The organism is Deinococcus ficus (assembly GCF_003444775.1).
GTDB classification, from domain to species: domain Bacteria; phylum Deinococcota; class Deinococci; order Deinococcales; family Deinococcaceae; genus Deinococcus; species Deinococcus ficus.
Map to the genome: position 1 here is coordinate 107,555 of NZ_CP021082.1, position 12,347 is coordinate 119,901.

The 12,347-nt window shown below is 68.3% G+C and carries 8 protein-coding genes; 5 read left to right on the forward strand and 3 right to left on the reverse strand.

The window, feature by feature from the left end; all coding sequences use genetic code 11:
* Positions 1 to 216: 216 nt before the first annotated feature.
* The 5 genes from DFI_RS14170 (at position 217) to DFI_RS14190 (ending at position 7,043) form a co-directional block, all read left to right on the forward strand.
* Entirely contained in the window at positions 217 to 1,488 is a 1,272-nt protein-coding gene (locus DFI_RS14170; RefSeq protein ID WP_027463634.1) for an ABC transporter substrate-binding protein, read from the forward strand.
* Between the two features lie 78 nt (positions 1,489 to 1,566).
* Positions 1,567 to 2,460, forward strand: coding sequence for a carbohydrate ABC transporter permease (locus DFI_RS14175; protein WP_051308032.1), 894 nt, complete (start codon positions 1,567 to 1,569; stop codon positions 2,458 to 2,460).
* On the forward strand, positions 2,457 to 3,344 hold the full coding sequence (locus tag DFI_RS14180; RefSeq protein ID WP_051308034.1) for a carbohydrate ABC transporter permease: 888 nt from the start codon (positions 2,457 to 2,459) through the stop codon (positions 3,342 to 3,344). Before DFI_RS14175 ends, DFI_RS14180 begins: the two co-directional genes overlap by 4 nt.
* A gap of 29 nt (positions 3,345 to 3,373) precedes the next feature.
* A complete protein-coding gene (locus DFI_RS14185) occupies positions 3,374 to 5,443 on the forward strand; it encodes a beta-galactosidase (protein ID WP_043778854.1) in 2,070 nt (689 codons plus the stop codon).
* A gap of 55 nt (positions 5,444 to 5,498) precedes the next feature.
* Positions 5,499 to 7,043, forward strand: coding sequence for a glycoside hydrolase family 36 protein (locus tag DFI_RS14190; RefSeq protein WP_081425914.1), 1,545 nt, complete (start codon positions 5,499 to 5,501; stop codon positions 7,041 to 7,043).
* Positions 7,044 to 7,142: 99 nt separating this feature from the next.
* Here the strand turns inward: DFI_RS14190 and DFI_RS14195 are convergent, their stop codons facing one another.
* From DFI_RS14195 to DFI_RS14205, 3 genes are all read right to left on the reverse strand, one after another.
* Complete coding sequence (locus tag DFI_RS14195; RefSeq protein WP_155864572.1) at positions 7,143 to 9,230, reverse strand: hypothetical protein; 2,088 nt, start codon at positions 9,228 to 9,230, stop codon at positions 7,143 to 7,145.
* Between the two features lie 804 nt (positions 9,231 to 10,034).
* On the reverse strand, positions 10,035 to 10,691 hold the full coding sequence (locus DFI_RS14200; RefSeq protein WP_027463638.1) for a response regulator: 657 nt from the start codon (positions 10,689 to 10,691) through the stop codon (positions 10,035 to 10,037).
* Entirely contained in the window at positions 10,684 to 12,249 is a 1,566-nt protein-coding gene (locus DFI_RS14205) for a sensor histidine kinase (protein ID WP_043778858.1), read from the reverse strand. The genes DFI_RS14200 and DFI_RS14205 overlap by 8 nt, the downstream gene beginning before the upstream one ends.
* Positions 12,250 to 12,347 lie beyond the last annotated feature (98 nt).

Genomic DNA, 12,347 nt, shown 5'->3' on the forward strand with positions numbered 1-12,347 from the left:
CTTGCAACGCCTGACTGGTGCAGTGCCCCCCGCCCCGCCTGTGAATGCAACAGGCCACTGGAGGCCTCTACACACACCTGAGAAACCGGTTGCTGACGCTGAGTGTCCGGTCATAGCCCGCCGTTCGAGAAACCGGTTGCTCAACCCCTGAGCCCCACCCATCTGCCCTTAACTGCCCATTTGCGTTGGCCGTTCAGGCCCTGTTCAGGAGACGCTATGAAGAAACTGTTCCTGCTGTCCGCCCTTGCCCTCGCCACCGCCGCCCACGCCCAGGGCAGCCTGTCCGGCACCGTCACCATCTGGTCCTGGGACGTGGCCGCCAAAGCGCTGCAGAGCACCGTGCCGGACTTCAACAAGAAGTACCCCAACGTCAAGGTGAACGTGGTGGACCTGGGCAACCAGAACGTCTACGACCGCGGCCTGGCCGGCTGCGCGGCCGGTGGCGTGGACCTGCCGGACATCTACAGCATCGAGAACAACGAGGCCGAGGTGTTCTGGGCGCGCTTCCCGAACTGCTTTACCGACCTGAACACCCTGGGCGCCGACAAACTCGCCAAGGCCTTCCCCGCCTTCAAATGGACCGAACTGACCGCCAACGGCAAACGCTATGCCATGCCCTGGGATTCCGGCCCCGTGGCCATGTTCTACCGGCGTGACCTGTACCAGCAGGCGGGCATCAATCCCGCCAGCATCCGCACCTGGGACGACTTCATCGCGGCCGGCCGCAAACTGAACACCAAGTTCGGCAACAAGGTCAAGATGGCCACCATCGCCAACGGCCAGGACGACGAGTGGTTCCGCATGCTGGCCAACCAGAACGGCTGCTTCTACTTCGACAACGACGCCTCCCAGGTGACGATCGCGCGCCCCGGCTGCGTGACGGCGCTGACCACCATCAAGAAGCTCAATGACGCGGGCGTGCTCGCGGTCGGCGACTGGGGCGGTCAGATCACCAACATCAAGGCCGGCAAGACCGCCAGCGCCATGTTCGGCGCGTGGTACGAAGGCACCATCCGCACGAACGCCCCGGACCAGAAAGGCAAGTGGGGCGTGTACCTGATGCCCGCCAGCAAGGCCGGCGGCGTGCGCGCCGCCAACCTGGGGGGCAGCGCGCTGGCCATCCCCAGCAGCAGCAAGAACAAGGAAGCGGCCTTCGCCTTCTTGCAGCACGCCCTGGGCACCACGCAGGGGCAGGTGGCCATGCTCAAGTCCCAGGGCCTCGTGCCCAGCCTGCTGGCCGCCTCCAAGGACCCCTACGTCGCGCAGGGGCAGGCGTACTGGGGCAATCAGAAAGTCTGGCAGACCATCCTGGGCACCCTCGGTGACGTGCCCCAGGCGCGCGGCACCCAGTACTTCCAGGACGCGCGGCAGGTGATGATCGTGGTGCAGGCCGACTACCTCAAGGGCAAGTACAAGACCGCCCAGGAGGCCCTGACCGACGCCGCCCGCAAGATCAGCTCCGCCACCGGCCTCCCGGTCGCCAAGTAAGCCGCGCCGCTGGCCGTCAATGCGCGGGGCGGGTGACCATGACCCGCCCCGCGCTGGCCGCGTCCCTGAGGTGAGTTCATGACCACTGTTTCCGCGCCGCCCCGCCCCCGGCGCCGGCGCCGCCTGAGCGCGGCGCCCTACCTGTTCATCCTGCCGTACCTGCTGATCTTTCTGACCTTCTGGGCGTGGCCGATCATCAGTTCCTTCCTGCTGAGCTTCAAAGACGCCCGGCTGGGCGCGGGCGCCCCGTGGAGCACAGCCAACTGGACGCGGCTGGTCGGCGACGACTTCTTCCGCACGGCCCTGAAAAACACGCTGCTGATCCTGGTGATTCAGGTGCCGTCCATGCTGATGCTGGCCACCGGCCTGGCCGTGGCCCTGAACAGCCGCCTGCTGCGCGCCCGGGGCCTGTTCCGCTTCGCGTTCTTCGCGCCGCTGGTGGTGGGCACGGTGGCGTACTCGGCCGTGTTCCGCCTGCTGTTCAACACCGACTTCGGCATGGTGAACCGCGCCCTGACCGGGCTGGGCCTGCCGGCCGTGGACTGGCTGAACCAGCCGGGCCCGGCCATGGCCGTCCTGATTCTGGCGCTCACGTGGCGCTGGACCGGCTACAACGCCATCATTCTGCTCGCCGGACTTCAGGGCATCCGGGAGGAGCTGTATGAGGCGGCCTCCCTGGACGGCGCCACGCCCTGGCAGCAGTTCTGGAAGATTACCGTGCCCCTGCTGCGGCCCAGCCTGCTGTTCTGCCTGGTCCTGAGTGTGATCGGCACGCTGCAGCTGTTCACCGAACCGGCCCTGATCACCAACAGCGGCCCCGGCAACGCCACCATGACGCTGGGCACCTACCTGTACCAGCAGGGCTTCCGCAGCTTCAACTTCGGGTACGCCAGCGCCATCGCCTACAGCGTGGCGGCCCTGGCCGCCGTGGTGAGCCTGGTGCAGCTGCGCCTGTTCGGGAGGGAGTCATGACCGTTCAGACCCAGCCGCCCACCGCGGAACTGGCCCGCCTCTCGGCCCGCCGCGCGCAGTCGCGCCGGCTGGGCAGCTCCGTGCTGCTGCACGCTGCCCTGATTCCGCTCGCCCTGCTGTTTCTGGCGCCGCTGTACCTGATGGTGGTGTTCAGCACCCACCCGGAAACGGCGATCTTCAGTCCCGCGCCCCCGCTGGCGCCGGGCGGCGCGTTCCGCGAGAACTTCCAGCAGTTGCAGGCCGACACGAACTTCCTGCGCACCCTGCTCAACAGCGTGGTGATCGCCTCGGTCTACACGGCCGTGAGCATGCTGCTGACCAGCATGGCCGGATACGCCTTCTCGAAATTCAACTTTGCCGGGCGCAACGTGCTGTTCGGCCTGATTCTGGCCACGCTGACCATTCCCAGTTTCGTGACGATCATTCCGCAGTTCATCCTGGTGGCCCGCGACCTGCACCTGAGCAACACCTACTGGGCGGTCATTCTGCCCACCCTGGCCAACACCATCGGCATCTTCTACATGCGGCAGGCCTTCCAGACCGTGCCGGACGACCTGCTGCACGCCGCGCGCATCGACGGCGCCAGCGAGTGGCGCACCTTCTGGCAGGTGGCCCTGCCGGTCGTCCGCCCGGCCCTGGCGGCCCTGGCCATCCTGCTGTTCCTGGCCAGCTGGAACGACTACCTGTGGCCGCTGATCGTCCTCACCCAGAAAGACAGCTACACCATGCCCGTCGCCCTGGGCACCCTGGTGGGCCTCACGCGCGTGTCGTGGGGCGCCCTGATGGTCGGCACGACCATCGCCACCCTGCCGTTCCTGGCCCTGTTCCTGGCCCTGCAGCGCCACTTCGTGGCGGGCATCGCCGGCGGCGCGGTCAAGGACTGACCTTCGTTCTCTTTAGCAAAGGACTTCCCATGTTCGAGATCCAGCCCTTTGGCGGCATCATTTACGGCGCGGACTACAACCCGGAGCAGTGGCCCCGCGACACCTGGCGTGACGACGCCCGGCTCATGAACGAGGCCGGCGTGAACCTCGTGTCCCTGGGCATCTTCTCCTGGGCGCACCTGGAACCCCGTCCGGGCGAATACGACTTCACGTGGCTGGACGAGGTGATGGACCTGCTGCACGAGCACGGGATCAACGTCAACCTCGCCACCGCCACCGCCTCCCCGCCACCCTGGCTGTCCCTGAAATACCCGGACTCCAGACCCGTCACAGCCGACGGCGTGCGGCTGGAGGTGGGCGCGCGGCAGCTGTACTGCCCGAGCCACCAGCCGTTCCGGGCGCACGCGCGGCAGCTCGTCGAGCAGATCGCGCAGCGGTACGGGCCGCACCCGGCCCTGAAGCTCTGGCACATCAACAACGAGTACGGCTGCCACGTGGACCAGTGCTTCTGCGCCCTGTGCGCCGAGGCGTTCCGGGCGTGGCTGCAGGGCAAGTACCACACGCTCGACGCCCTGAATGACGCGTGGGGCACCGCGTTCTGGAGCCAGCGGTACGGCGACTGGGCCGAGATCCAGCCGCCCCGCCGGGCGCCCACCTTCGCCAATCCCACGCAGCAGCTCGACTGGCGGCGCTTCAGCAGCGACAACATCCTGGAGCTCTACCGCATGGAAGCGGGCGTGGTGCGGGCCGTCACGCCCCACATTCCCGTGACCACCAACTTCCTGGGCTTCATTCCCGGGCTGGACTACTTCAAATGGGCGCAGGAGGAGGACGTGGTGTCCCTGGACGCCTACCCGGACCCGGCGGGCCCCCACCCGCACCTGGAAGCGGGCATGAGTTACGACATGATGCGCTCCCTGCGCGGCGGGCAGCGCTGGATCCTGATGGAGCAGGCGCCCAGCGCCGTGAACTGGCGGCCCTACAACGCCCCCAAGCGGCCCGGGCTGATGCGCATGCTCAACCACCAGGCGCTGGCCCACGGGGCGAGCGGGCTGATGTTCTTCCAGTGGCGGGCCTCCCGGGCCGGCGCGGAAAAATTCCACAGCGGCATGGTGCAGCACGTGGGCCCAGCCCGCTCCCGCGTGTGGGAGGAGATCCGGTCACTCGGCCAGGAGCTGCGGACCCTGACCCGGCTGACGGGGGCGCAGGTGCCGGCGCGCGCCGCGATCATGTTCGACTGGAACAGCTGGTGGGCGCTGAACGTGGACAGCAAACCGGCGGTGTTGCCGCTGCTGCCCCTGGTGCAGAAGTGGTACGCGGCGCTGCGCAGCCTGGGCCAGAACGTGGATTTCGTGCATCCGGACGGCGACCTTCAAGGCTACGACCTCGTGGTCATGCCCAACCAGTACCTGCTGGCCCAGGGCAGCGCCCAGAACATCCGCCAGTTCGTGGACGGCGGGGGAACGCTCGTCACGGGCTTTTTCAGCGGCATCGTGGACGAGCACGAGCACATTCAACTCGGCGGCTACCCGGCCCTTCTCACGGACGTGCTGGGCCTGTGGGTGGAGGAATGGGTGGTGCTGCCGCCCGGTGAGCACAACCGCGTGCGCTTCGGCGCCCAGGGCGAAGCCCACGACGTGCTGCACTGGGCCGAAGTCATTCACCCGGAAGGCGCCGAGACGCTCGCGACCTTCGAGCAGGACTTCATCGCCGGCCAGCCGGCCGTGACCCGGCACGGCTACGGGGCGGGACGCGCGTACTACGTCGGGGGCGACCTGCCTCAGGCCGCGCTGGCCCAGGTGTTCGAGGAGGCGCTGACCCACGCGGGCGTCCCCACCTGCCGCCTGCCCGACACGGTGAGCCTCTCCGTCTCCCGGCTGGGTGGCCGCTCGGTTCTGCACCTCCTCAACGCCCATCCCACGCAGGCCCTGGCGGTCACCCTGCCCGCCGGTGGCGTGCACTTCGAGGACGGCCGCCCGGCCGCACCTTCACTCACGCTGCCGCCCTACGGCGTGACCCTCATCGAATTCGAAGGCGAGGTGGCGCTTGATGAGCTGCAGCTCACGCAGGCGCCCGCGGCCCTGACGCTGAGCCACTAGCCCCAGAGACGCGCCCTGCCGCTGCCGCCCCCTTTCCCTGCCCCGGAGTTTTCCCATGACCTCTCCCCATACCTGGACCCTGCCGGTGCACCCCAGCGCCGTGCAGGTCCTCACCAACGGCTACCAGTCCTGGAGCGAAGCCGAGCTCCGGCCCCTCACCGATCTTCAGGCCCGCGCCGCCTACCAATGGATGCTTGACCAGGGTCAGGATCCGGCCTTCGCCCCCACCGGTGAGGCGGGCGTCTGGCGCAGCCACACCCTGATCGCCCTGATTCGCGAGGACGGCAGCGGCTGGGTGGGCTGCCTGATGAACGCCCGGCGCACCTTCGCGCACTGGGAAGCGCGCGCCGACGGCAACCACGTCACCCTGACCTGCACCCTGGAGGGGCCCGCGGCGCCCGTGACCTTAGAAGACACCGCGGACGTGCTGGGCACCCTGGAAGCGCTCAGCGCCCGGCTGGCCCGGAACATGGCCGCCCGCACGCCCCCACCCCTGCGGGTGTGGTGCTCCTGGTACAGCTACTACCGGAGCGTCACGATGGCGGACATGCTGGACAACGCCCGCCAGGCGCGTGACGCCGGCCTGCCGTTCGACGTCTTTCAGCTGGACGACGGCTTTCAGGCCGACCTGGGCGACTGGTTTGAGCCCAGCGCCGGGTTCGGCGGCCACGCCCGTGACCTGCCCGGCGCCCTGCAGGCCCTGGGCTTCCGCGCGGGCCTGTGGCTGGCGCCCTTCCTGGTCGGCCCCCGCTCCCGGCTGCGGGCCGAGCATCCCGAGTGGCTGCTGCAGGCCGAGGACGGCACGCCAATGCTTCTGGGCGACAACTGGGGCGGCCCGTATCACGCCCTCGACACCACGCACCCGGACGCGCTGGCGTGGCTGCGCACCCTCGCGGCCACCTGCCGCGAGTGGGGCTACGACTACCTGAAGGTGGATTTCCTGTATGCCGCCGCCCACCCAGGTCGGCGGCACGACCCGGCCGTCAGCCGGGCCGAGGCCTACCGGATGGGGCTGCAGGCGCTGCGCGACGGGTTCGGGGACGACGGGTTCCTGCTGGCGTGCGGGGCGCCACTGGCGCAGAGCATCGGCCTGGTGGACGCCATGCGCACCGGGCCGGACGTGGCGCCCCTCTGGGATGAGGAAACGCGCCGGGTCCGGCTGGGCGACGCGGCCGGACCCAGCACCCGCAACGCGCTGCACACGGCCCTGTCACGCTGGTACCAGCACACCTGGTACCAGCCGGACCCGGACGTGATGATCGCGCGGCGTGAGCAGAGCCTGCTGAACGACCATGAGCGCGGCGCCCTGCTCGGGCTGCTGGACGTGATCGGGGGCCTGCGTGCGAGCAGTGATCCCATCCACCTGCTCGACCAGGCTGGCCTGGAGTTGCTGCGGCGCAGCCTGAACATCAGCACGCCGGACCGGCCCCGCGGCCTGACCCGGCAGTGGGGCGGCGCGGTCACGCACTTCACACGCGGCACCTTCAACCTGATGGACCGCCGGGTGGGGGACCACCCGCCCCACAGCTTCACGGCAGGGCCAGAGGGACATGGGCAGGACACCGGGCAACCGGCCGAGCCGGTCCTGGCCCGCTCTTGAACGGTGTGCTTCACTCCCGGTCGGCCCCCTGATCCGCGCGCCCGGTGACCGGGGGACACCCCGCGCCTGGACCCGTGCCGGGACGGGCAGGCGCTGAGGTCAATAGCCCCACGGGTTGTTCAGGAACAAGGTCCAGTCCACGGTTTTCTGCCACGTGCAGCCGGGGTACTGGGCCTGATCGCATTTCTCTGGGGACACCACCGTGAATGAGCCGGAATCCATGGTGACGTCCGCGGCCCCTCTCCTGGATTCGACCGTAAAGAAGTCGGTGACGGACATGCTGGTGGTCTGGCTCTCGTGCCGACTGTCGCTGCCTGCACCGTAGCCGGTAATCACGGCGTCAGTCCTGGTCACATAGGGGTACGAGAATTCCGGGTGGCCGATCAGGAAGGTCCCTCCCGGTTCTGGGGGCACGTTGCTGAAGATGAACCTGTCGTCCAAAGCGGTCAGGCGCGCAGACAGCGTCCAGTCCAGTGGCCCGGCGGTCTTTCCCCCCCGGCCCGTGACCGTCGTCGTCTTGACCGACTGGTACGGGTCGGTATGCGTCACGAGCGTCGATGTCGCGTCGTGATGTTTGTCCGCTGATCCCACGAGCCGGCAGGCAAGCGTGACCGGTGTCGAATGGCCGGGCTCAAGCGCGTAGGTGGGCATCGCACCACCGCAGTCGAAGGTGTTGACGGTGGTCTCGCCAAAGGACGCCGTCCAGGTCAAGCTCGTCTGCCCATCGTTCTCGGACCCGCCTCCTTGACCGTGGGCGAGGACCGTGGTCTTCAACGTGAAGTACATGTAGGTTTGCTCGTTGCTGCCTTTGATCGCCTTATGGGCCGACGTGTCGGTCAGAAAGAGCGTTTTGTTCAGCGTGAGGATCAGATGGGTCGTCACCGGGTCAAAGGGCGGAAGCCATTCGATCCGGTGGGCTTCCACGGTGACTTTGAACGGTTCGGGATGTTTCAGGCTGGCCGAGTAGGCGCCCGGATAGTTCGTAAGGTCCACAGGACCGAATGTCTGCGGCGCAATGACATCAATGAGAGATTTTTCGGTCAACGCCTGATGGATCTGGGCCTGCAGCGCCTGGAAGCGTCTTGACCCCTGCTCCAGCAGGAGCCGGTCGAGGTCCGTCGTGCCCATTCCGGAGAGGCCGCTCAGCTGCTGATAGGCCGACGTCATGGCCCGGTGGAGGACGGCAGTCATGTTCGCCCCCGCGGTCTTCCTGGGCGTGACCAGGACATTGGACCATTCGGTATCAGGCGCGACAGGCGTCAGCGCCGTCCGCGACAGATCAAAGACAAAAGACTCCGGGATGACGCCCTCAGGCATGACGCCGGTCCGGTAGTCGTTCCAGGTCTGGACCGCTGAGAGCGAGGCGATCACGGTCGAAGCAGCGGCAATCACGGCCTTCCGCGCCGGAAGTGTGGTGGGGTTGTCGCTTGTGACCGAATAGACGGCAAGGAGCCCGGCAACCACCTCAAGCGCGGCCTGCCTCTGCCGGGCCAACTGTTGTGTCTCGGCCCCGCCCGGGCGCTCCCGCAGACAGTTCACGAGGCCCGCGGCGCCGCCGATCACCGGCCTCCAGTCAGGTCCGAACTGACAAGTGCCACCGGTGTCCTGTGACGTCACGCCGTCCTTGGCCAGGGTGCCCGGCGAGGCCAAGGATCCGGCCGCGGACTGCCGCTGGTCAATCACCGAGAAGATCATGTCGAACGCGTCCAGGTCCACTGGGCCAGGGGCACCTTGGTGAGGCACCGTCCTGGTTTCCAGAATCTGGCCGAAGGAAGAGGGGTTCGACGGATGGTTCAGGAGAAGTTCGACCATGGCAAAGGGAAGATTTCGCTTGGCGACTTCACCCCAGTCGCCCTGGGTATCGGTGACGTCGATGCCCGCCCTGGAGGCCGTGGCCAGAACCGCCCCCCTGACGTGGGAAAAGTACCGGGCGGCCGCCCCCTGGTATGCGTCGGTGTCACCGGGTCCAATGATCTGCAGGGCAGTCGACCCACAATTGACGCTTCCAGCGTTAACACGCACGGTCAGCGTCCCCGGGCCTCTGATCAGCGGACCGAACGGCATCAGGAACTGATACTGCCCGCCGACGCCCGTGCGGCTCACTGGAAGCGTGGCAGCAACTTCACCGGAGCCCACCAGCGTCACGACAGGAAGTGCCGCCACATCGACCGAGGGAGTAAACGTCACAGGTGTGCCCGGTTTCCCCGACGTGGCCCCCCACTGTGTTGAGCAGGACTCCGGACCAGGCACGGGTGGAGGGGTTGAACCAGGTGCACCTCCACAGGCAACGAGCAGGCACAGCGTGCCGGTCGACAGCCACCGTCCACATGCTTTCATACCGCCTCCTGCGAAACGGAACTGCTCCTTGTGACAGGCAAGGAGGGGAAATCGGATGACTTGTCGCGTCAGTTGATGCAGCCGCAGCGGTTCTTCCCGCTCAACCCAAGAGTGCCGCCGGCTTGCCGGGCTGTTCTTCTGGAAGAATTGCCCTCATTGTTCTCCTTCCACCCCCCGGCTGCAAGGGGAACAAGGTGAGACACTCTGCCCTGCCTGACCGAACCAGAATTCGCTTCGCATGGCTTGCGCTCAGGGCGGGAAGGTAGGCAATGAGCGGTGGGCTCAGACCTGCGCAACGATTTGGTTTTGGCCAGCTCCTTCTGCTCCATTGACCGGAGCAGGCAATCCGGACGAGAGTCAGGAACAGTGGTGAGGAAAACCCCGAACAGGGACCGTCCTGCGGGCGGACCGCCTGGTGTTGAACCTGGCGTTCTGGCTCACTCCTGGCAGCAGGAGCGTCCCGAACAGCAGCAGACACTGGGACCATCCGGCATTCTTTGCCCGCCACGCGTTCGTCAATGGCACAGGCCGGGCAGAGTCTGGTTCACGGGTTCCGACAGGCCCGTCCACGTCGGGGAACGGACACGTGCCATTGCCTGAGCAGAACCAAGCACGGCAGCGCGGGCGGGAAGGCGCAGCACAGGCGAACCGGACTCAATCCAGCCACCCGACCCGGAGGGCCTTCACGGCGGCCTGCGTCCGGTCCGCCGCCTTGAGTTTCACCAGGATCTCCTGCACGTGCAGCTTCACCGTGCTGACGCTGACCTCAAGCGCGGCGGCGATGTCGCGGTTCGGCAGGCCGTCCGCCATCAGGCGCAGCACTTCCATCTCCCGCGCCGTCAGGGGCGCCTTGCCCGCCGGAGCCCGCACTCCGCTGAGCACGTGATGGGCGACCTGCGGGTCCAGGTACGCGCTGCCCGCCGCGGCCGCCCGGACCGCGAGCAGCAGCAGGTCCGGTGAGGCGCTTTTGAGGCAGTACGCGTCCGCGCCGGACGCGAGGGACGCCAGCACCTCCTCGCGCAGGTCATGGGCGGTCAGCATCACGATCCGCGTGGCCGGGTGGCGCCGCTTGAGCTCGGCCGCCGTCTGAATGCCGTCCATGCCTGGCAGGCCGATGTCGATGATGGCGACGTCCACCGCACTTTCGCCCACTCGTTCGAGGGCTTCTTCGCCGCTGCGGGCCTCGGCGGTCACCCGCAGGTCGGTTTCCAGGTTCAGGGTGGCCCTCAGGCCGTCCCGGGTGAAGGCGTGATCCTCGACGAGCAGGATACGGACCGGGGCGGCGCTGGTGGTCTCGGTGGGCTCAGGCATGGTGGCGGGGAAGGGTCAGGGTAAAGAGGCTCTGGGCCCTCGCGGCGCGAGTATAGGTCACGGTTCCGCCGTGGGCTTCCGCGATCCGCCGGGTGAGGTACAGGCCCAGGCCGGTGCCGCTCCCTGCGCCGCCGGACCGGAACCGCTGGAACAACCGGGCCTGACGCGCAGGGGGCACCCCGGGGCCGTCATCAAGCACGTTGATGACCGCCTCGCCGTTCTGCTCGGCGAGACTGACCAGGACCTGCCCGCCCGGCTGGGCGAACTTCACGGCATTGTCCAAGAGGTTCTGCACGGCGCGGCGCAGGTCGTGTCTCCGCCCATGGACGCTCACGCCGTCCAGCTGGGTGTCCACAGTGACACCCCGGGCGTCCGCGCGCGCGGCGAGATCCCGGACCACGCTCAGGACCAGTTCCCGCAGGCGGACCTCCTGGGGCTCTTCCGCCTCGGCCGCGTTCTGGTCCGCCTCGCCGCTCTCGTACCGGGCGATGAGCAGCAGCTGGTCCGCCAGGGACAGCAGGGTTTCGTTCGCTTCCAGGCCGTTGCGCAGGGTTGCCAGGTACGCGTCCGGGAGCGGGCCGTACGCGCCTTTCAGGGCCGCCTGCATATTCATGGCATTCGCCAGCAGCGGCGTACGGAGGTCGTGGCTAAAGGCGTACACCAGGTCGCGGAGCAGTTCCCCACGTTCCGCGAGCTGCTCCCGGTTGCGGCGCAGATCGTCGAGAAGGGCCGTGCGTTCCAGCAGGGGCTGCATGGCGCGGATGGCCATGGCTGTCCGGCTGGGCGGCGTTCTGGGCCCGGTCAGGATCAGCAGCAGGTCGCCGTCCGTGGGCCGCCGCAGCCGCGCCAGGTGGACGTGGCCCCCCTCCGCGGCCCACATGTCGCCGGTCCCCACCGGGTGCGCCAGGAAGTCCAGCGGGACGCGGGTGCCCAGGCGGCTCGGGTGGTCCTGAGGAGCGAGGTCGGCCGACAGGGCCAGCGCATACGGCTGAACGAGCACGGCCCGGTCCACGGCGCCGATCTCCACGCTGCTCGCCCCGGTGAGGCGCAGCAGGGCGCCGGCGGCGCGGTCCACGAACTCCGCCTGCCCGAGGGGACCGCCGAGATCCTCGGCGAGCTGACGCCGGGCGCGTTCGCGGGCCAGTTCGTGCTCTTCGTGGGCCAGGGAGGCCGCCCGCTCGGACGCTTCCCGCGCCCGCAGGGACAGGAACCCCACCAGCAGCACGGCCAGGATGCTCACGGCGCGATTGGCGAGGTGTTCGGGCTGAAGGCCATCCCGGCAGCCGTTCCAGAGGCCCGCGACGATGTTCGCGAGGACCGCGAGGACCATCAGCTGCCACACCGCCCGCTTGGACGTGCCCAGCGCCGCGAAGGCCACCGAGGCGCTCAGCACCGTGCCGACCGCCAGGGACGCCGGCGTGAGGACGTCCGCCAGCAGCGCGGTGACCAGCACAGTCAGGGCCACGGTCCACACCGTCCGGTTGCTGAGCGGAAAGGCGGGCGGTGGGAAGAGTTCCCGCAGCCACCCGCGGGGCGTGGAGGGAAGGCGGGGCCACATGCCCAGAGCGTAATCCGGCGGGCTGCGGTGCGGGACTGGCCAGGTGGCCAACCCGGCCCGCCACCCGGCCACCCGGGGCCGCCACCTGACCGATACCG